The organism is Lentilactobacillus laojiaonis (genome assembly GCF_020616595.1).
Lineage (GTDB): Bacteria > Bacillota > Bacilli > Lactobacillales > Lactobacillaceae > Lentilactobacillus > Lentilactobacillus laojiaonis.
Window position 1 is genome coordinate 184,242 of record NZ_CP085278.1, and the last position, 20,748, is coordinate 204,989.

Consider the following 20,748-nt stretch of genomic DNA (forward strand, 5'->3'; position numbering starts at 1 on the left):
GTTCTTAAGTTTACGAATTAATTGTAACGTAAATTAGCATTAGATAAAATAAAAAGACCTAAAATAGGTCTTTTTATTTTATATTTCATCAGTCACGTTATTAAAGTAAGCCACTGACATCTTAGAACCATCCCATACAAATTTAGTAACACTACCATTTAATGTGGATTGGGCTACGTTAATTGATTTATCATATTTGCTAACCATACTACGAATTAAAGTACCATGGCTGGCTACTAAAATATTATCGCCATCTTTAGCATTGGCGATAACTTTATCAATCCCTGGTTGAAGTCGTTTCCAGAATTGATCGTTGTTTTCTGCATCGTGGTAAGGATCGGCATTGGCGATCATATCTTTAGAACCTTCAATAGTAAATTCAGCAATAATATCATTAAAGGTATTTTTACCATAAGGGCCCCCAATCATATGCCATGAATTAGCATCATCGTTACCTTCAAAGTAACCAAAATTTTCTTCACGAAAGGCAGTTTCAATAGTTGGTTCTTTGATATCAGCTGGATTTTCTCTTAAGATGATTTGACCGGTTTTAATTGCTCGTGGTGAATCACTGGAATAAGCTTGATCGAATTTAATTTTACTCAATCGTTTTCCGGCATTGATCGCATCATCAATTCCTTTTTCAGTAAGAGTAGTATCGGCTACCCCTTGGATACGATGATATTTATTTAAATAAGTTTGACCGTGTCTAACAAAATACAAGTTAATTGACATGATGATCCTCCTTAAAAAGAACAGATTTTTATTAAGCTAATTGTAACATAAATTTAGGATAATAATTTACTTGGTAGTTGATTGTATGATAGACTAATTAGTCAAGAATTTACTTTTTTGGAGGGGTAATATGAGTAATGATATTAAAGCTGATGAACAAAAACATTTAGACTTAGTAATTGATCGCATTCAGATTGCTAAAACTACGGAAGCTAAAAAAGTTAAAACAGCTAATCAAGATCTAGAGGAAATCAATAAAAACTTTACAAATGATGTCCGGATTAAAACCCAAACTTATAGTGGCATGATGGATACGGCAATGTCGATTCGCCAGCAACAACAAATGCTGTCCGAACGTGAAAATCGTCGTGATTTTGCAGCTAAAAAAATTGAAACCTTAAATAAGTTAGAACAAAATCCATATTTTGCCAGAATTGATTTTCATGAGATGGGAGAACCTAAAACCGAAACCATTTATATTGGCCTATCTTCATTTACTGATCAACCAGATCATTACTTGGTATACGATTGGCGAGCTCCAATTTCTAGTATTTATTATGATGGTGGCATTGGTGATGTCACCTACCAAACCCCTGATGGTGAACAAAAAGTTAACGTCCAATTAAAACGCCAGTTCCAAATTAGTGATGGTAAGATTAAAACGGTATTTGATACTGAAGAAGTAGTGGGTGACCAAATGCTATTAGATGCATTAGGACATCAATCTAATACCAAGATGAAGAGTATTGTTACTACAATTCAAAAAGAACAAAATAAAATTATTCGTGATACTAAATCGGATTTACTATTCGTCCAAGGATCGGCTGGATCAGGTAAAACTGCAGCCATCTTACAACGAGTAGCCTATCTACTGTACCAGTATCGAGGTAATTTAAATCCAGGACAAGTGATTTTATTCTCACCTAATCAATTATTTAATGATTACATTAATCAAGTGTTACCGGAATTGGGTGAACAAAATATGGTCCAAATGACCTATTACCAATATAGTTCCCATCGTTTACCTAAAATTAAGGTAGAAACTTTATCTCAACGCTTTAGTGATCAATTTATCGAAGAACTCAAACCGATTAATAATTTAAAAAATAGTTTACAATATTTTAAAGCCGTTTCTGCTTATGCTAACCATTTGAATAAAGAAGATATGTTATTTAAAAACATTGTCTTTAATGGTGAAATTTTAATTTCTAAAGAAAAAATCGCTGAAATTTATTATAGCTTCAACGAAAACTATAATTTAAGAAATCGTTTGTCTGAAACTAAAGAATCACTATTAAAACTTTTAAATCGCAAAATTTCTGCAGAAATGCGAAAAGATTGGGTTGAAGAAGCAGTTCAAAATTTAACCAAACAAGACATTCAAGAAATGCATAAAAGTGCGGAAGAAGAAATTTTAAATGCTGATAAGGAATTTAATTTCTTGGCTCGTCAAATTGTCATTAAAGCCTTTGGTAAAGCTCAAAAGCAAATCACACGTGCAAGATTTTTACGCATTAACAATCAATTCATTCATATGTTACGCAGTATTCCACAAATTATTAATTTAGAAAAACATGGTTTAACTAGAGATCAATGGAATAAGGAAGTTGATCGAGTAATTGGTGATTTTAAAGAAGGTAAATTATCTATGGCGGACGTTTCTCCATATCTTTATCTCTATGATCTAATTACTGGAAAACGCGGGGATCGCGAAATGCGATATGTATTTATTGATGAAATTCAAGATTACTCGGCTTTCCAATTGGCTTATCTAAAATATAATTTCCCACGGGCTAAATTTACTTTATTGGGAGACTTAAACCAGGCTATTTTTACACACGAAAATAGTCATCGCTTATTGTCGGAATTAAGTACCATGTTTGATCCTGATAAAACTCAAGTAGTACAATTAACTAAGTCTTATCGATCAACCAAACAAATTACCGACTTTACTAAGCACTTACTCAAAGATGGAGAAGCTATTGAAGCGTTTGATCGTCAAGGAGAAGTCCCTCATATTTATGTAACTGACGGTTTAGATGCAGCGGTTAAGCAAGTTGAACGCCAAGTTAAAATTAATTTAGATGAACATGGAACCACTGCAATTATTGGTAAAAACTTAAAAGAATGTGAAGCTATTACGGAACGCTTAAAAGCTGACGGCTTAACTCCTAATTTGATTAAGACAGAAAATCAACGGTTAACCAATGGTACTTTGGTGATTCCATCTTATCTTGCCAAGGGATTGGAATTCGATAGTGTAATTATGTGGGATGCTTCATCGTTAGCTTATCATGATGAAGATGATCGCCAATTAGTTTACACCATTGGAACTAGAGCCATGCACCGCTTAACGATTGTGGCCATCGGTCATTTATCACCATTGTTTGAGCTAGTTCCTAAAGATGAATATGAATTAAATTAGGGGAATGTAAGATGATTACCAAAAACCAATTATCGCCAAATTGCGAAATTATTAGTGTTTTAAACGAATCCTTAGAAGATATCGATACGTTAAGTCAAGATTATGATATTGATGCTGAAATGCTAATGTATGCTCGGGATTATGATGAACGTTCACGAATTGAATTTTCTCCCGGAGGAGATTGGAATTTAATTGTTTATGATATTGCTACTCTAAAGGATAAAGATAGTTCCAACGTGAAAGATCCGACAGCGCCAATTACTTTTATATTTAAAGCTGATAAACTTTTGATTTTTATGACTAGTGTAACTAAGTTTGATCCGCAAAAGTTGATTAAAATTCCTGAAGACATGGATCTCGATCAACTTAATCCCATGGATACAATTTTGCTAATTATCTACTCATTGGCATATCGGTATTACGATGTAATTCATGCGATTGATAAACGGCGTCAGATGGTACAAAAAGGCTTAAACCAAACGACTAGTCGTAAATCGATTACCCAATTAATGGGATTACAAACTCAATTAGTCTACTATTTAACGGCTCTAGATTCTGATAATCGAGTTTTAAATGAATTAGAATACAATAAGTTTGTAAAATTAAACCAAGTTCAATCAGAACAATTAAAAGATGTCCAAATTGAAATTTCTCAAGGATTAGAAATGGCTCAAATGGCTAGTGCGGTTATTAAGCACGTTTCGGATGCTTACTCGAATATCTTAGACAATAGTTTGAATAACACTATGAAATTTTTAACTATTTGGTCGATTATTTTGGCAGTTCCTACTATTATTTTTGGATTTTTTGGACAGAACGTGCAATTACCGATGGTATCGTCAAAAATGGGATGGTTAGTAACAATTGGTGTTGCGGTATTCTTTACTTTACTACTATGGGGATTTTATGAGTTATACCAACATCTTAGTAATCGCTGAAAATTAATTTTCCGAATTAACAATTTTTAATTATTTAATTTCTTTACTTTTTCTTAAGATTTATCTTTAAATTATGAATATTTTAATTTATGATAGTAAGGGAAAGAATAAAGGGGAAGCTTAAATTGATTAAATCATTGTTGGTAATGTTTTGCATTATCTTAATAATTGGAATATTTTTTCAGGATTGGCTAGATCAACATGGATTTAGTCTTCTAGTACCGGTATTTTATACGGTATTTCTAATTGGAATTACCTTTGCTTCAGTCTTAGGTTTTAAAATTTTTAATTTTTTAGAATTTTCAATTGCGCTACTGGCTTGCTTATACTTATGGGTGCGCTGGTATTATCAAATGAATAATAATAAAGACCGCTAACTTTAAAGTTAGTGGTCTTTTTAAATGCTATAATTTAATAAAATTAAAGATGGAGAAGTTCAATGGAAGATTTAATGAATTACTACGTTTTTTCTAAAGATGAGTGGAAAAAATTTTATATTGAAAATGATTTACCAATTGACCAATTAGATTTAAAAAAAATCAAAGCGTTTAATGATAAAATTTCGCTACAAGATGTTTCGGATATTTACATTCCATTAATTCATTTAATAAATTTACAAAATAAAAACTTTGATCAATGGCAAGATACTAAATCTAGATTTTTAAAGAAACCTGAAAGAAAAGTTCCTTTTATTATTGGAATTTCAGGGAGTGTGGCGGTCGGGAAATCTACTACTGCTCGCTTACTAGAAGAGTTACTGGATTATTATTTGCCCGATAAAAAAATCCAGTTAATTACTACGGATGGTTTTTTGTTTTCCAATAAGGAGTTACGCCAGCGTAATTTATCGGATCGAAAAGGATTTCCGGAAAGTTATGATATGGCCAAATTAATTACCTTTTTAAATAATGTTAAATCCGGGATGCCTAACGCGATGGCACCGGTGTATTCACATCAAGTATACGATATTATTCCCAACCGTTTTGATATTATTGATCGTCCAGATATTTTAATTGTGGAAGGAATTAATACTTTACAATTACCATCGAACGAGCAAATTTATATTAGTGATTTTACAGATTTTTCAATTTATGTGGATGCTGACACTGATCTAATTGAAAGTTGGTATTTAGAGCGTTTTGGTAAATTAATGGAAACAGCTTTCCAAGATCCTAGTAACTATTATTATCGATATGCAGTGGGGGATCGAGCAGAAGCTTTTGATATGGCTAAATTAGTTTGGAAGAAAATTGATTTACCCAATTTAGAAGAAAATATTTTACCAACCAAGAGTCGAGCCGACATGATTATGCATAAAGTTAAGCATCATCGAGTCGATAAATTATATCTGAGAAAATATTAATGTTTGTGTTTTAAGATAACCATTGACTATCATTGGTTTATGAATTATCATGGTAAATAACAAATTTGAAAGGGTGTTTTATGTGTCTAACGTTGATCTATCAGTTTTTGACGAGATATTAGTGCTAGATTTTGGTAGTCAATATAACCAATTGATTACAAGACGAATTCGTGATTTAGGCGTATATTCCGAACTAAAATCTCATAAAATGTCCGTAGATGAGATTAAGAAACTTAATCCCAAGGGAATCATTTTTTCAGGTGGTCCTAACAGTGTTTATGGTAAGGATGCTTTTAAAGTAGATCCTGAGATTTTTAAATTAGGAATTCCAATTTTAGGTATCTGTTATGGTATGCAATTGATGACTTATGATCTTGGAGGCCAAGTAAAGAAGGCTGAAAACAGTGAATACGGTCATGCTGATATTGAAGTTACCACAGATAATGCCCGTTTATTTAAAGGTTTACCTAAAAAGCAAAGTGTATGGATGAGTCATGGGGACTTAGTTACTGAAGTACCAGCTGGCTTTGAGGCGGTTGCTACCAGTAAAGATTGTCCTATCTCTGCTATGCAAGATTTAGACCGTAATTTTTATGGAGTACAATTCCATGCCGAAGTTCAAAATACAGAATTCGGTAAAGAGATGTTGCAAAACTTTATTGAAGTTTGTGGTGCCAAAACTAATTGGACCATGGATGACTTCATTGAGTTAGCAGTTAAAGATATCCGTGAAAAAGTAGGCGACAAAAAAGTCCTACTTGGATTATCTGGCGGGGTAGATTCTAGTGTTGTTGGAGTACTTTTGCATAAAGCTATTGGGGATCAATTAGTATCAATTTTTGTAGATCATGGATTGCTTAGAAAATATGAAGCTGATCAAGTAATGAATAGTTTAGCCGATAAATTAGGTCTAAACATTATCAAAGTTGATGCTAAAGATCGCTTCTTAAATAAACTTAGTGGTGTTTCTGATCCAGAAACTAAACGTAAGATTATTGGTAATGAATTTATTGAAGTCTTTAATGATGAAGCTCAAAAATTATCTGGAATTGATTTCTTAGCGCAAGGTACTTTATATACTGACATCATTGAAAGTGGTACTGATACCGCTCAAACTATCAAATCACACCATAACGTGGGTGGTTTACCAGAAGATATGCATTTTGAATTAATCGAACCTTTGAATACCTTATTCAAGGATGAAGTTCGAGTTCTAGGTGAAAAATTGGGCATTGACCATGAATTGGTTTGGCGTCAACCTTTCCCAGGACCAGGACTTGGTATTCGAGTAATCGGTGACATTACTGAAGATAAACTTCAAATTGTTCGTGATAGTGACTACATCTTACGTGATGAATTTGCTAAAAACGGACTTGATCAAGAAGTTTGGCAATACTTCACGGTACTTCCTGGCTTTAAGAGTGTGGGAGTAATGGGTGATGGTCGTACTTATGACTACACTATTGCTATTCGTGCCGTTAATTCAATCGATGGAATGACAGCTGACTTTGCTAAAATTCCATGGGATATCTTACAAAAGGTATCTGTTAGAATTGTAAATGAAATCGATGGAATTAATCGAGTAGTGTATGACATTACGAGCAAGCCACCGGCAACTATTGAATGGGAATAAAATAAGCGATTCTATTTAATTGTAAAAATTCATTAATAGGGTTAACCTATTAATGGCGATTATTTAATAATCGCTGCTAAATCATAACTCTAAGGCCTCCAACTAATTTTAGTTGGGGGTTTTTCCGTACCAAATTACTGATTAATATCTCATAAAAAAATAAACAGTGGTTTTATTAAAATGCTGATATATCAGTATTATAACGACAAAAATATTGGAATTGATTTGTTACAAGTCCATGACAAACGAATGATTTTACTAAAATTAACGTTAATAAATGGTATATTTTATTAGCTCACTTGATTGCCATTTATATTCAATTAACTGAATATAGACAATGATTTGTTTATAACACACCCCATAGTTACACATACATTTAATAAAAAGCGCCTCCTTATTTAATAAGGGGGCGTTTTTTATTAAAATAAATTATATGCTATTCTAAACAATAAATTAAAACAAAGGAACTTTAACATGCAAAAAAGTCATAAACTTCATTTAATGGGAACGATTATTACTATCACGATTGAACATGCCGATCCAGAACCGATTTTAGTGGCTGTGGATGAATTATTAAAAGAATATGAACATCGCTTCAGTGCAAATGATTATACTTCAGAATTGATGCAAATAACTAAATTTGCTGGTAAACAAGCGGTTAAAGTTGATGAAAAACTCTATGAATTAATTGAAATTGGAAAAATTTACAGTCAACTACCAAATAGTAATTTAAATATTGCGATTGGACCGTTAGTTCAAACTTGGCGAATCGGGTTTAAAGATGCTCGGGTGCCAACCGATCAAGAAATTCAACAAAAATTACAATTAACTGATCCGGCTAATATCATTTTAGATGCATATGATAAATCAGTGTATTTGGCTAACCCCCAAATGACCATTGATTTAGGAGCTTTAGCTAAAGGTTTTATTGCTGACTTAATCATTGAGTATTTAAACCAGCAGCAAGTTAAAGCAGCCTTAATCAATCTAGGTGGAAACATTGTAGCTTTAGGTAATCCAGTGGGTCGTCCATATTGGCAAATTGGGTTACAAGATCCTAGCCAACCTAGAGGGCATTCGCTGGGGACTTTAAAAATAAAGGATCAATCAATTGTAACTTCCGGAATTTACGAACGGCATTTAGAGCAAAATGGTAAATCTTATCATCACATCTTTGACGTTAAAACCGGTTATCCAATTCAAACCAACGTAGTAAGTTTGACTATTCTATCACAAAAATCTATTATGGGTGAGGTCTGGACCACGATCTTATTTGGTAAGCCAGTCACAAAAATTCTAAAAATCGTCAATCAATTAGAAAATATCGAATGCATTATCGTAACTGATGATGGTAAAGTTTACCAATCTAATAAGGAATTGTTAAAATAGTGTTGAAATTCACTTTAAAAGCTTTTATTATAATCTTATTGTGATTTTAATAATAAAATATAATAATTTTAAAAAATTAGGAGACTTTTAAATGAATAAATTCATCGCATTAGTTGGTACTAATTCCGATAAATCTACCAATCGTAAACTTTTGCAATATATGAAAAACCATTTTGCTGATAAAGCAGAGCTAGAATTGGTTGAAATTAGAGATATTCCGATATTTGATATGCCGGAAGACATGAAATTACCAGCCATTGTTGAAGAAATTTCTAATAAAATCAATGATAGTGATGGAGTGATCATTAGTACTCCCGAGTATGATCACTCGGTTCCAGCTAGTTTATCCAACGCTTTGGCCTGGTTATCATACGGTAATTACCCATTTGTTAACAAGCCAGTAATGATTACTGGAGCTTCATATGGATCTCTGGGTACTTCAAGAGCCCAAGCTCATTTAAGACAAATTTTAGATGCTCCTGAATTACATGCTCGAATTATGTCTAGTTCAGAATTTCTTTTAGATCACTCCTTACAAGCATTTGATAATGCCGGTAATCTCACTGATACTAAGGCTGCCGAAAATTTGGATGATCTATTTGATGACTTTGTTACTTTTGCCGATTTAAATAAACATCTCGACAATAGCAAAGATAAACAAAAAGCCGAATCATTTAATTGGCAAGCATAATAATTAAAATATAAGAGGTATAATAATGAAATTAGTCGGTATTGTTGGTTCAAATTCCACCAAATCATATAACCGCATGTTAATGAAATATATTGCTGTGCATTTTGATAATATTGCAGAATTAGAAATTTTAGATACTAATGATGTACCACTATTTAACCAAAGCAACAATCAAACTAATAGTGATGCAATTCAATTTCTAAATAAGAAAATTTTAGCCGCTGATGGGGTAATTATTGCTACTCCTGAGCATAATCATACGGTTCCAGCTAACTTAAAGAGCTTAATCGAATGGCTATCTTTTGATATTCATCCCTTTGAAAAGAAACCGGTAATGATTATTGGCGCATCTTATTTTGGTCAAGGAACTTCTAGAGCTCAATTACACCTTCGTCAAATTTTAGAAGCCCCCGGAGTAAATGCCTTAACCCTTCCAGGAAATGAATTTTTATTAGCTAATGTAAGAGGTTCATTTGATGAACATGGTGATCTTAAGGATGAACGTACTAGTGATTTCTTAAAATCAACATTAGAAAAATTTGTTAAATTTGTTAGTGTTATTAAAGCTTTAGATGATGTAGAAGACGTCAGTGCCGATGAAAAGGTAACTGAAAGTCCTGCTGAAGAAGATGAAATTGATGCTATGGCTAGTGTTTCTTTAGATGATGAAGAAGAAACTACTCCAGCTACTAAAGAAGTCGAAGATGATGGCACCGCTAGTGTTTCAATCGACGATGAAGAAGTTGAAGAAAAACCAGTGGAAAAACCAGTTGAAACTAATTCAACTGAAAAATCCACCGAAGATGATGCAACAGCTAGTGCTTCTTTAGATTTCTAAAAAATAAAAAGGAATTCCATGATGGAATTCCTTTTTTGTTTAATTATTTTCTTGAGCTTGAGCTGCTTGGCCTAATTCATTTAAGTAGTTAAATGGTCGGTCAAATTGTGGTTGGAATAACATATCAACCATTGCTAAATCGTCAATAGTGTTTCCATTTTGGATACATACTGATAAAGTATTAGCTGATTGAGAAATATCATATTCACTTAAGAGTGAACCACCCAAAATTTTGCGGGTGTCAGGATTGTAAACTAAGGACATTAAAACAGGAGTAGTGGATTTCATGAATTCCGGACGATAGTTATCTTTTAGAGTAACTTCTTTAGCAGAAATACCAGCTGCTTTAGCAGCATCTAAAGTTAGTCCCGTTCCAGCAAGATTTAAGTCAAATAGTTTAAGTCCCGATGATGATTGAGTTCCCATGTATTTAACAGTTGGTTTAGAAATATTTTTACCTACCAAAATACCTTGACGAACTGCATTAGTAGCTAGTGGAATATAGTTGTTACTATGAGTAGGGTTATAGTGTACGGCCACACTGTCACCAGCTCCAAAAACATCTGGAACGGAAGTTTGCATGTAGTCGTCGGTGATGATGGCACCATTTGGCATCATATCTAATTGACCCTTGAATAATTCAGTGTTTGGTTTAAAACCAACGCAAAGAATAACTAAATCCACTTCATATGAGTTTTTATTAGTTTTAACGGTAATAGGAGCATCACCAACTAATTCATTAACTTGTTCACCTAAGCCTAGGTTAATGTTATGATCGCTAAATTGTTGTTCAATAATTTCGGTAAATTCACCATTATAGTACTTGTTCATGATATGATCACTACCGTCAATTAAAGTAACTTCGTGTCCGTTACGTTGGTAGGCTTCAGCTAATTCAACCCCGATATAGCCAGCCCCAATAATAGCGACACGTTTTTTGTCGGGTGAGATTTCAAATAATGTTTTAGCATCGTTCCAGTTTTTACAGAAGTAAACATTATCATTATCCATTCCTTTAATAGGTGGAACAATGGGTAGTGAACCAGTGGTAATAACTAATTTATCGTATGTATCTGTAAATGAATTGTTATCTTCTAATTTATTAACTGATAAAGTTTTATTTTTAGTGTCTACACTAGTTACTTCATGGAGCATTTTAACGTCAGCACCTAGGTCGGCTAACTCTTCGGGACTAGAATAAAATAATCCACTTGGATCATCATTTTTAATTTGACCGCCTAAATATAAAGCAATTCCGCATGATAAAAATGAAACATTATCGTTACGTTCGTATACAGTAACTTCAGCATCGGGATGCTCTGTTAAAATTTGTTTAATCGCAAATGTTCCGGCATGAGTACAACCAATTACAACAACCTTCATAATAAATCCCCCTAAATTATTTACAATTTTACCATTTAAGTATAACTTACATTTAATAGGTAATAAAATAATTTGTTTGTAAATTAACAAGACTGTAATACTAAAAAATCGATTTTAGGTATTATAAATATTAAATTAAAAATGATCAGGAGAATAATTTGAAATTTACTTTTAAAAATCAATCCAATCAACCCATCGGAATTAAAAAATTTTTAGCTTTAAATGGCATTAGTCACCGCATGTATAGCAGCTTAAAAAAAGGCCAAGGCAAGATTAATTTTAACCAAGCAGAAGTTTTACCTAATCAAGAAGTCGAAGTATATTTAGCAGATGAACCAGCTGACCCTAACGTTTTAGTTAGTCATCAGCCGATTGAAATTATGTACGAAGATGCTAACTGGTTAGTGGTAAATAAGCCAGCTGGTTTAACGTCAGTTCCAGGACCGGCTAATCGAGAAGATACTTTAGTTAATCGGGTTAAAGGTTATTTAATTACCCAAGGGGCTAAGAATTTAGTGCCCCATATAATTACTCGACTAGATCGGTTTACTAGTGGGATAGTTTTGATTGCCAAACATCATTTAGCTAATAGTTTGGCTAATGTCATGCTATCTGAACAGAAAATTAACAAAGAATATTTAGCATTGGTGGCTGGCGGTCAACTTGCCCAACATGGTGAAATTAATAAACCGATTGGTAAAGTAGAAGATCAATATTTTCAGGCAGTTCGACCAGATGGCAAAGCTGCCCGGACGGAATACTGGCTAGTCAAGGAATATGCTGATTACAGCTTAGTTAAAATTAAATTGCATACTGGCCGGACTCATCAAATTAGAGTGCATTTTACTGATATGCAACATCCACTATTAGGTGATGAGCTCTATTACGGTCCATTAGATCGAGGTATTAAACGGCAAGCTTTACATGCTTATTTATTAGAATTTGTAGATCCATTTACTAAACAAACGCTTCATTTTGAAAGTAAATTACCTGCAGATATGCAAAAATTAATAGCCAACAACTAAATTTTGACAAATGACTTTAATATGAGTAATATATCTCTGTAATTAAAACGATGGAAATAAGTTTAGATTTTATAGGAGGATTTTTGTGATTACGATTAGAGATGCACAACAAGAAGACGCTGGACAGATAGCCCCGCTGATGGATATTATTTTCGATGAAATGGAACTTGATGTATTAGATGATGTTTCAGAACCTGGATTAGCCAAGGTCATCACGAAAGCTTATCAAACGGATACTTATTTGTATGATAAAGCTACTACCGTGGTGGCCGAGGCCGATGGTCAAGTTGTGGGTGTTGCCTTTGGTTACCCCAGTGAAAATGAAACGGATATTAATCAAGTTTTATATAATTTATCCAAACAAAGTGCAGACTTTACTAAGCCGTTTATTGCTGATTCAGAAACTAACTTAGACGAATGGTATTTAGATTCCATTGCAGTAGATCCTAATTACCAAGGGCATGGAATTGGTAGTAAGTTATTAAGGGCCGTTCCTAATTTAGCAAAGAACGATCATAAAGCAGTAGTTGGTTTAAATGTGGATTATGAAAATCCGAATGCCAAACGTTTATATGAAAAGATGGGATTTAAAACCATTCAAACCCAAATGATTGGCGATCACCAATATTTTCATATGCAAAAAAAGGTAAATCAAAACGAATTAATCAGTGCATAAAGGAAAGAAATACATGAGTGCAAATACTTCAACAATGGTAGTTGCAATAGTTGCTTTAGGTGTAAATTTAGCAATTAGTGCAACTTATATCGCGTTAATATCATCTACTAAGGAAAAAGGAAATAAATAGTTATGGAAGACAATATTAAACTAGGTGATCCAGTTTTTAATAAAATGATGTTTGTTTTAGATCAACCAGTCACTAAAGATAATTTTAAAGACTATAAATATGATCAATATGAATTAGCCGAAATTAGTGATGGAATTTGGGCCATGCCAGCTTATATGGTAGAAGATGATGAATTTAGTTTATTTTTCATTATTACTCAAATTGAAACTGGGGAAGAAGTAATTGCGTTTTCAACTGGTGAAAATCATGATGGTAACTTTGCTTTAAGTGAACCAATGACCACTGGAGCTGGTTTAAATCTAGCTAATGAACATGATGAAAAGCATGCTCAATCTATTTTGCATTTTATTAATCAAATTTCAAAAGCCGCTGAAGGCGACTGGCGAATGATTGAGGACTAAGAGGAGATTGTCATGAAATGGACATTAGAAGAATTTTCTAATCAAGTAAATTTGGATGAAAAAACAATTGTTAAATATATTGATTTGGGATTAATATCAGGACGTAAACCTGGTGAAAAAGTCAATAATTTTGATGAAACCGATAAATATTGGTTTGATTTGATTCAATGTTTTATCAGTAATGGTTCAACTCTTGATGACTTACGTTCAATCATTGGTCATTGTCAGCTAAACTAAGGCAAATCAATTGTCTCAATCTTTTTGAGATGATATTCTAGTAATAGGCCAGCTGCATGTTAATTATTGACAATTATTGTTGAATGAAATTTAATCGTTTGTATGTTAAATTGCGTAGGTAATGTAACAAAAGAAGTGAATCAACAGTGCGTTAAAGCACATTGAGAATCCAAATAAATTTGGATCAGATTTCGATTATGAACGAGTTAATTTGATTAAAACTTTATAGCAGCTGGTCGAAAGGACATAGTAATCTATGTCCTTTTTTATTTTTAATAGCTTATTTTGATGACAAATGTAATAATAAAACAAGGTAGGAGGTGGAAGCTATGGATGAACACCAGAACTTGTCTAGTAAGCAATTTCTATTTGTAACTTTATTAAATGTTCTAATTACAATTGTCGAATTTATCGGGGGAGTTTTTTCCGGTAGTCTATCATTAATATCTGATGGATTTCATAACCTAGGAGATTCCTTTTCAATTGTGTTAAGTTATTTTGCCAGTGAAATTAGTAAAAAACCGCAGAGTAAAACTAATACATTTGGTTATAAACGTGCGCAAATAATTGCCGCTTTTTTAAATTCAATCTTTTTAGTAATTATTTGTTTAGGCTTGATCTATGAAGCCGTTAAACGTTCCTTTAATCCTAGTCCCATTAATGGAAATCTGATGTTGGTAGTAGCAATTATTGGCTTACTGGCTAATTTTATTTCTGCCTTTATATTAGCTAAAGGAACCAAAAATAATTTAAATATTAAATCCACATATTTACATGTATTAAGTGATGCTTTATCATCAATAGCGATTATTGTTGGTGGCGTTTTAATTAAGACCTTTGATTGGGAATTTATTGATCCGTTAGTGACTATTTTAGTAGCGGTATATATTATTTACGAATCAATTCCGATTGTTAAAGAATCGCTAGTGATTTTGATGCAAAACGCTCCTAAACTGGATTATGATCAAATTAAAATGGATCTATTAAAGATTAAAGATGTTAAAAGTGTACATCATATTCATGCATGGTTAATTGATGAAAATAACATTGTATTTTCAGCCCATATTAATTTAAGTGATATGCCGATTAGTCAAGCCGAAATAATTTATAATCAGATTACTGAAATTTTGAAGAAAAAGTACCATATTGCTCATGTTACCCTGCAAGCGGAAGTTAACCGTGGTAAGGATGAAAGTATAATTTACAATCGTGGAAAGGATATCCCATAAATGACTCCGATGAAGGAAGATTATCTTAAAATTATTTTTGAATTAGGAGGCACTAAAAACCAAGTAAGTAATAAACAAATTGCTATCAGCTTAAGTATTGCTGCTGGCTCAGTAACCGAAATGGTTAACAAGTTAGTCGATGAAAAATTAGTTACGCATAAACCATATGCGGGTGTTAAATTAACGGATCAAGGAATTAAATTGGCTGAAGAATTGGTTAGAAAACACCGCATTTGGGAAACTTTTTTAATTGATAAACTTGGGTTTGCTTTACCTGATATCCATATGGAGGCTGAAAAGTTAGAGCATGTTACTAGTGATGAAATGATTGATCACTTAGATGATTTCATTGGTAACCCTAAAAAATGTCCGCATGGTGGAGTGATTCCTGATCGTAATGGCAATTATGACATTGAGACGCATCAAGTTTTAAATGACACTAAGGTCGGACAAATTGTTACCGTAGATCGATTCATTGATAATCATGATTTGTTAACTTACATGGGAGACATTAAATTAGATTTAGGGGATCAATTAAAAATTTTAAGTCGAAATTCTTTTGATAAATCGATGCAAGTTCAAAATCTAACTGATAATAAAGAATTAATGATTGGGTACAAAACGGCTCACTATGTATTTGTAAAATAAGGAGTGATGAAGATGGATCAACAATTTACCGATGATTATAAAAATATGGTTATGAAGACCTGTTTAAGCGCAGCTAGAATCATGATTGAAAGTGGGGCCGATATGGATCGAGTTAATGATACGGTTAATCATATCGCCTGTAATGCGGGATTCTATGAATCACAATCATATATTACGATTACTGGAATTGTATTATCCATTTCGTCAGATTTTGGGGCCCGTGTGAGTATTATCAAGAAACGAAGCTTTGATTTAGAAAAGGTAACCTTAGTTAATGAATTATCTCGAGAATTTGGAGAGAAAAAAATTGACTTGCAATTATTTTATGATCGTTTAAAAGCAATTGATAAATATATCATGGTCTTTCCTTTGTGGGTTCAATTGATTGGGGCTGCATTAGTTAGTGGTCCCCTAGCTTTAGTTTTTCAAAATAATGTGCATGATTTTTTGATTACTTGTTTGGTAGGTATGCTCGGCTGGGCAGTATTTTATTTTCTGAGTAAGTATGTCCAAATTAGATTTTTAAGTGAATTTATTGCTGCCCTAGTCATTGGTGTGTGTGCGATTCTTTCTGTGAGGCTAGGCATTGGGCTTAATAGTGATGACATAATTATTGGCAGTTTAATGCCGCTAGTTCCGGGAGTGCCACTGACTAATTCTGTTCGTGATATTTTATATGGCAATTTGGTTAGTGGGCAGGCGCGAGCACTGGAAGCCCTAATTAGTGCTACGGCATTAGGCTTTGGCATTGCAGTAGTACTTAAATTACTTTGAGGTATGCGATTATGACAATGTTTATTTTAAAAGTTATTTGTGTATATTTATCAACCGTGGGCTTTGGATTGATTGTTAACTTGCCTCGTCGGGCTTTAAATGAAGCTGGAATAATTGGTTTGATTGGTTGGTTAGTTTATTATGGAATTACCTATTTTGGTGGAGGGATGGGTACGGCTAATTTCGGTGGATCGCTAGTAATTGGATTACTATCCATTGGATTTGCTCGATTTAAAAAAATGCCCGGAATTATTTTTCAAATTCCCGCTTTAGTTCCGTTAGTTCCTGGAGGACAAGCTTACCAATTTATTAAAAACTTTGCGATGTCTAAATATGTCATGGCGCTAGATTACTTATCACAAGTTATTTGGATTGCTGGGGCTATTGCTTTGGGATTTATTGTGGCTGAGATTGTTTTTAAGGTAAATATGAAACTAAACAAAAAAAGACTTAAAAGTTAAATTTTAGGTCTTTTTTTATATGTTAAATGGGGAAAGGGCCCATTAAAACGGTAAATATGATATACTCATAAAGAATTTGTATTAATTGAGAGGGTCGAGTTTACTATGTTAATAGAGAAAAGTAAAAATAGAACTGCCAAAATAATTGTTGGATTGATTTTTTCAATCCTTGCTTGCTTTTTTATAGTTTTAAATTCAGATTATATGCAATTTTTAGATTCAACGGTAATTCAACTAGTTCAAAAAAATGTAACTGGATTTTTGAACGGATTTTATACATTTATTACCTCAATAGCTAGCCCAAAATTTGATATTTTTTGGATATTAGTTACGTCATTTTTTCTTTGGGGCTTTAAATATAAAATTCCAGCTCTTTGGGCATTATTTACCTTAGGTTTTGGTGACATTATTGGTTTTGTGATTAAGAATGCCGTTAAGCGTACGCGTCCTTTAGCTCACTTAATTTCAGATGATGGTTATAGTTTCCCTAGTGGCCATGTCTTGGGAATAGTCCTAGTTTGTGGAATTCTTTGGGTAATGGTTTTACCGTTAATTAAAAATCACTTAATCAATATATTACTTAAAATTATCTTGGTAATTTTTGTGTGTTTAGTAATGCTTTCTAGAATTTACCTAAATGCTCATTTTCCAAGTGATACCTTAGGAGCATTGATTATTGGATATACTTGGCTACAAATCTCAGAAAGTCTTTATCCAATTATTTCTCCTAAATTAGCTAAGCTACGTATAGTGAGAAATACTAAGTATTAAGAACCTTATACTTGCCTAATTGACTAATTTAAGTTATATTGTGATCAACATTATTAATTTAATATTTCATATAGAGGCGCGAAAACGATGAGTAGACATTATGAGCTTGAAAAGAAGCCATGATTAATGTTGAAAGGTGAATTCGCCGAAATGATTAATTACTTTTCGAATTAATTGTTGGGTCTTGACTGAATAAGCCAAGGACTGTCGCATCAATTGGATTGATGCGGAGTGCTATTAATAAAAGCTGGGATTAATTTCTAGGCTAAGGCCTCTTCTAATTTTTAGAAGAGGCCTTTTTTATTAGCATATTTGAATTCAAATGATAATGAAATTTGAAGCTAATAGGAGAATTACTTATGGAAAATACTAGTAATGATGTAAAGCGTGGATTAAAGTCACGACATATTTCAATGATTGCCCTGGGGGGAAGTATTGGTACCGGATTATTTGTAGCCAGTGGATCAGCAATTAGTAAGGCTGGACCTGGTGGGGCCTTAGTAGCTTATGCCTTAATGGGAATTATGGTTTACTTTTTAATGACTAGCTTAGGAGAAATGGCTACTAATATGCCAGTTTCCGGCTCGTTTGCAGCGTATGCTTCTAAGTATGTGGATCCAGCGTTAGGGTTTGCCATGGGCTGGAATTACTGGTTTAACTGGGCGATTACGGTAGCGGTTGATATTAGCACCGTGGCTTTAGTAATGCGTTATTGGTTACCTAACTTTCCTTCCTGGATTTGGAGTGCGATTGCCTTAGTCATCATTCTGGGGATCAATTTAATGTCAGTTGGAGTCTTTGGAGAAACTGAATTTTGGATGTCGGTAATTAAAGTCGTAACGATCTTTTTATTCTTAGGAATTGGAGTTTTAACTATTTTGGGAATTATGGGTGGACACTTTGTTGGTTTGCATAACTTCACCTATAAAAAAGCTCCCTTTGTGGGAGGAATTCCCGCTATTATTGGAGTCTTTGTAGTTGCAGGGTTTTCGTTTCAAGGTACTGAATTAGTCGGAATTTCAGCTGGGGAATCTGAAGATCCCCATAAAAATGTTCCCAAGGCCATTCACGAAGTTTTCTGGAGAATCATTTTATTTTACATTTTAGCAATTGCCGTCATTGCGGCCATTATTCCTTATAGTAGCTCCCAGCTACTCGGATCAGGCGCCCAAGATGTGGCGATCAGTCCATTTACAATCGTATTTCAAAGAGCCGGGCTAGCAGCGGCAGCTAGTGTAATGAACGCAGTGATTTTAACCTCCGTGATTTCTTCCGCTAATTCAGGGATGTATGCTTCGACACGAATGTTATATTCACTAGCTCAACATGGGTTTGCACCTAAAATACTGGGTAAAACAGCTAAAAATGGGATTCCTATGTATTCCTTACTAGTTACTGTAATAGTGTCATTATTAGCCTTTATTTCTAGTATTTTTGGACCACAACTATATTTATGGTTAGTGGCAGCATCTGGATTGACTGGCTTTATTGCTTGGTTTGGGATTGCCATTTCTCATTATCGATTTAGAAGAGCGTTTATCAAACAAGGTCATCATCTTGATGAACTTCAATATCATGCTAAATGGTTCCCGTTTGGACCAGCGCTTTGTTTAATTCTATGTATTATGGTAATTATTGGTCAAAATCCTTCAGCCTTTATTCATTTTGATTGGCAAGAAATTTTAGTAACGTACATGAGTGTGCCATTGGCATTGGTATTATATTTTGGTTACAAAATCAAACATCACACATGTATAATTCCGTTGGATCAGGTAGATGTTAAACCACATGATAGATAAATATACAAAATTGGTATAGATTGATTTATAAATGAAAAATCCTAATTACTTGATAATATATTGTGAAGTGATAAAATAATATAAAAATTGGTATAAATATTATTTTTAGGGGAGGCTTCATAATTATGAGTAAAAATATTACTGAAAATAAAATGAAGAGAATGCAAAAATTAGCTAATGATAAGGGGATTATTACTGCTTTAGCTTTAGACCAAAGGGGTTCATTAGTTAAAGCTTTACAAAAAGCAACCAAAAACGCTGGCAAAGATTTTGATATGGAAATGGTTTATGATTTTAAAAAAATTGTAATTAGCGTTTTAAGTTCTTATAGTTCGGCAGTGTTATTAGATGAACAAATGGGCTTTAAAGCAATTAAGGCTAAAGACCCTAAAACTGGTTTAATCATGTCTTACGAAGAAACCGGATATGATGTAGACACTCCCGGTAGACTACCTCGCTTAATTCCAAATCAATCTGCTCAAATTATGATTGAAAAAGGCGCTGATGCTTTAAAAGTCCTAATTTACTACAATCCTAATGATAGTGATGAAATCAATGATGTTAAGAAAGCCTTCGCACAACGATATGGTACGGAAGCTATGGCTGCGGAAGTACCAACCTTCTTTGAAGTAGTTACTTATGATGATAAATATGCTAGTGATTCACTAGAATTTGCTAAAGAAAAACCACAATTAGTAATTGATTCGATGAAAGAATTTACTAAGGATATTTACCATATTGATGTTTTAAAAATGGAAATGCCATTTAACTACAAATATATTGCTGGCTGGAATGACGATCCTGATGGACAAAGTGCTTACACTGAAGAGGATGCTAAGAAGTATCTTAGAGATTTAAGTGATGCTGCTACTCGTCCATTTATTTTCTTGAGTGGTGGGGTACCTACTAATGTTTACCAACGTGAATTAAAATTAGCCGGTGATGCAAATGTTGCCTTCTCAGGAGTTTTAAGTGGCCGTGCTACTTGGGCCGATGGAGTTGACATCTTCGTTAATGAAGGTGAAGCTGGTTTAACAGCTTGGCTTGAAACTCAAGGAAAACAAAATGTTGAAGACTTAAATGAAATTTTAAGTACTACTGCTAAACCTTGGTATGACATCTATGGTGGGATGGATGAACTAGAAATAATCAAACGTCCCAAACTTTAATTTTTCACAATATATTGCACCTATCGACAAATA

Annotated in this window: 19 protein-coding genes, 1 pseudogene and 1 riboswitch; of the genes and pseudogenes, 18 read left to right on the forward strand and 2 right to left on the reverse strand. The window is 33.4% G+C overall.

Going from position 1 to position 20,748, the window contains the following annotated elements:
* Positions 1-78: 78 nt before the first annotated feature.
* Positions 79-735: a histidine phosphatase family protein gene (locus LHL71_RS00905; RefSeq protein WP_227361184.1), complete on the reverse strand. Its 657-nt coding sequence runs from the start codon at positions 733-735 to the stop codon at positions 79-81.
* A gap of 130 nt (positions 736-865) precedes the next feature.
* Between LHL71_RS00905 and helD the strand changes: the two genes are divergently transcribed.
* The 7 genes and pseudogenes from helD to LHL71_RS00940 all read left to right on the forward strand — a co-directional run.
* A complete protein-coding gene (helD, locus tag LHL71_RS00910) occupies positions 866-3,160 on the forward strand; it encodes an RNA polymerase recycling motor HelD (RefSeq protein WP_227361185.1) in 2,295 nt (764 codons plus the stop codon).
* A gap of 11 nt (positions 3,161-3,171) precedes the next feature.
* Entirely contained in the window at positions 3,172-4,098 is a 927-nt protein-coding gene (locus LHL71_RS00915) for a magnesium transporter CorA family protein (RefSeq protein ID WP_227361186.1), read from the forward strand.
* A gap of 439 nt (positions 4,099-4,537) precedes the next feature.
* Positions 4,538-5,461 (forward strand): type I pantothenate kinase, encoded by a 924-nt coding sequence (gene coaA / locus LHL71_RS00920; protein WP_227361187.1) that lies wholly within the window; start codon positions 4,538-4,540, stop codon positions 5,459-5,461.
* Positions 5,462-5,543: 82 nt separating this feature from the next.
* Positions 5,544-7,094 (forward strand): glutamine-hydrolyzing GMP synthase, encoded by a 1,551-nt coding sequence (gene guaA, locus LHL71_RS00925; protein WP_283812374.1) that lies wholly within the window; start codon positions 5,544-5,546, stop codon positions 7,092-7,094.
* A 474-nt stretch (positions 7,095-7,568) separates the two neighbouring features.
* Positions 7,569-8,483: an FAD:protein FMN transferase gene (locus LHL71_RS00930; protein ID WP_227361189.1), complete on the forward strand. Its 915-nt coding sequence runs from the start codon at positions 7,569-7,571 to the stop codon at positions 8,481-8,483.
* A 91-nt stretch (positions 8,484-8,574) separates the two neighbouring features.
* Positions 8,575-9,174 carry an NADPH-dependent FMN reductase gene (locus LHL71_RS00935; RefSeq protein WP_227361190.1) on the forward strand — a complete coding sequence of 200 codons (600 nt, stop codon included), beginning with the start codon at positions 8,575-8,577 and terminating at the stop codon, positions 9,172-9,174.
* 25 nt (positions 9,175-9,199) lie between these two features.
* Positions 9,200-9,748: pseudogene (locus LHL71_RS00940) on the forward strand (NADPH-dependent FMN reductase); the annotation flags it as partial.
* Positions 9,749-10,051: 303 nt separating this feature from the next.
* Here the strand turns inward: LHL71_RS00940 and LHL71_RS00945 are convergent.
* The gene (locus LHL71_RS00945; RefSeq protein ID WP_227361191.1) at positions 10,052-11,395 is read right to left on the reverse strand and encodes an FAD-dependent oxidoreductase; all 1,344 of its coding nucleotides are present in this window, start codon (positions 11,393-11,395) and stop codon (positions 10,052-10,054) included.
* Positions 11,396-11,553: 158 nt separating this feature from the next.
* Here LHL71_RS00945 and LHL71_RS00950 point away from each other — a divergent pair, with 158 nt between their 5' ends.
* The 11 genes from LHL71_RS00950 to LHL71_RS01000 all read left to right on the forward strand — a co-directional run bounded on the left by LHL71_RS00950 (position 11,554) and on the right by LHL71_RS01000 (position 20,715).
* Positions 11,554-12,420, forward strand: a complete 867-nt coding sequence (locus tag LHL71_RS00950; protein WP_227361192.1) for an RluA family pseudouridine synthase — start codon at positions 11,554-11,556, stop codon at positions 12,418-12,420.
* An 85-nt stretch (positions 12,421-12,505) separates the two neighbouring features.
* Positions 12,506-13,096, forward strand: a complete 591-nt coding sequence (locus LHL71_RS00955; protein WP_227361193.1) for a GNAT family N-acetyltransferase — start codon at positions 12,506-12,508, stop codon at positions 13,094-13,096.
* A gap of 132 nt (positions 13,097-13,228) precedes the next feature.
* Positions 13,229-13,627 carry a hypothetical protein gene (locus LHL71_RS00960; protein ID WP_227361194.1) on the forward strand — a complete coding sequence of 133 codons (399 nt, stop codon included), beginning with the start codon at positions 13,229-13,231 and terminating at the stop codon, positions 13,625-13,627.
* Positions 13,628-13,639: 12 nt separating this feature from the next.
* Positions 13,640-13,864, forward strand: coding sequence for a MerR family transcriptional regulator (locus LHL71_RS00965; RefSeq protein WP_227361195.1), 225 nt, complete (start codon positions 13,640-13,642; stop codon positions 13,862-13,864).
* A gap of 329 nt (positions 13,865-14,193) precedes the next feature.
* Positions 14,194-15,093: a cation diffusion facilitator family transporter gene (locus tag LHL71_RS00970; RefSeq protein ID WP_227361196.1), complete on the forward strand. Its 900-nt coding sequence runs from the start codon at positions 14,194-14,196 to the stop codon at positions 15,091-15,093.
* A complete protein-coding gene (locus LHL71_RS00975; protein WP_227361197.1) occupies positions 15,094-15,741 on the forward strand; it encodes a metal-dependent transcriptional regulator in 648 nt (215 codons plus the stop codon).
* Positions 15,742-15,753: 12 nt separating this feature from the next.
* On the forward strand, positions 15,754-16,515 hold the full coding sequence (locus tag LHL71_RS00980; RefSeq protein ID WP_227361198.1) for a threonine/serine exporter family protein: 762 nt from the start codon (positions 15,754-15,756) through the stop codon (positions 16,513-16,515).
* A gap of 11 nt (positions 16,516-16,526) precedes the next feature.
* Positions 16,527-16,976 carry a threonine/serine exporter family protein gene (locus LHL71_RS00985; RefSeq protein WP_227361199.1) on the forward strand — a complete coding sequence of 150 codons (450 nt, stop codon included), beginning with the start codon at positions 16,527-16,529 and terminating at the stop codon, positions 16,974-16,976.
* A 105-nt stretch (positions 16,977-17,081) separates the two neighbouring features.
* Positions 17,082-17,747, forward strand: a complete 666-nt coding sequence (locus LHL71_RS00990) for a phosphatase PAP2 family protein (RefSeq protein WP_227361200.1) — start codon at positions 17,082-17,084, stop codon at positions 17,745-17,747.
* A gap of 63 nt (positions 17,748-17,810) precedes the next feature.
* Positions 17,811-17,992, forward strand: a riboswitch (Lysine riboswitch).
* Between the two features lie 114 nt (positions 17,993-18,106).
* The gene (locus LHL71_RS00995; RefSeq protein ID WP_227361201.1) at positions 18,107-19,546 is read left to right on the forward strand and encodes an amino acid permease; all 1,440 of its coding nucleotides are present in this window, start codon (positions 18,107-18,109) and stop codon (positions 19,544-19,546) included.
* 125 nt (positions 19,547-19,671) lie between these two features.
* Complete coding sequence (locus tag LHL71_RS01000) at positions 19,672-20,715, forward strand: tagatose 1,6-diphosphate aldolase (RefSeq protein ID WP_227361202.1); 1,044 nt, start codon at positions 19,672-19,674, stop codon at positions 20,713-20,715.
* Positions 20,716-20,748 lie beyond the last annotated feature (33 nt).

Bases quoted from the DNA above. Each gene is read 5' to 3' on its own strand.
- LHL71_RS00905 (WP_227361184.1), bottom strand. From the start codon at position 735: ATGTCAATTAACTTGTATTTTGTTAGACACGGTCAAACTTATTTAAAT.
- helD (WP_227361185.1), top strand. From the start codon at position 866: ATGAGTAATGATATTAAAGCTGATGAACAAAAACATTTAGACTTAGTA.
- LHL71_RS00915 (WP_227361186.1), top strand. From the start codon at position 3,172: ATGATTACCAAAAACCAATTATCGCCAAATTGCGAAATTATTAGTGTT.
- coaA (WP_227361187.1), top strand. From the start codon at position 4,538: ATGGAAGATTTAATGAATTACTACGTTTTTTCTAAAGATGAGTGGAAA.
- LHL71_RS00930 (WP_227361189.1), top strand. From the start codon at position 7,569: ATGCAAAAAAGTCATAAACTTCATTTAATGGGAACGATTATTACTATC.
- LHL71_RS00935 (WP_227361190.1), top strand. From the start codon at position 8,575: ATGAATAAATTCATCGCATTAGTTGGTACTAATTCCGATAAATCTACC.
- LHL71_RS00945 (WP_227361191.1), bottom strand. From the start codon at position 11,395: ATGAAGGTTGTTGTAATTGGTTGTACTCATGCCGGAACATTTGCGATT.
- LHL71_RS00960 (WP_227361194.1), top strand. From the start codon at position 13,229: ATGGAAGACAATATTAAACTAGGTGATCCAGTTTTTAATAAAATGATG.
- LHL71_RS00965 (WP_227361195.1), top strand. From the start codon at position 13,640: ATGAAATGGACATTAGAAGAATTTTCTAATCAAGTAAATTTGGATGAA.
- LHL71_RS00970 (WP_227361196.1), top strand. From the start codon at position 14,194: ATGGATGAACACCAGAACTTGTCTAGTAAGCAATTTCTATTTGTAACT.
- LHL71_RS00975 (WP_227361197.1), top strand. From the start codon at position 15,094: ATGACTCCGATGAAGGAAGATTATCTTAAAATTATTTTTGAATTAGGA.
- LHL71_RS00980 (WP_227361198.1), top strand. From the start codon at position 15,754: ATGGATCAACAATTTACCGATGATTATAAAAATATGGTTATGAAGACC.
- LHL71_RS00985 (WP_227361199.1), top strand. From the start codon at position 16,527: ATGACAATGTTTATTTTAAAAGTTATTTGTGTATATTTATCAACCGTG.
- LHL71_RS00990 (WP_227361200.1), top strand. From the start codon at position 17,082: ATGTTAATAGAGAAAAGTAAAAATAGAACTGCCAAAATAATTGTTGGA.
- LHL71_RS00995 (WP_227361201.1), top strand. From the start codon at position 18,107: ATGGAAAATACTAGTAATGATGTAAAGCGTGGATTAAAGTCACGACAT.
- LHL71_RS01000 (WP_227361202.1), top strand. From the start codon at position 19,672: ATGAGTAAAAATATTACTGAAAATAAAATGAAGAGAATGCAAAAATTA.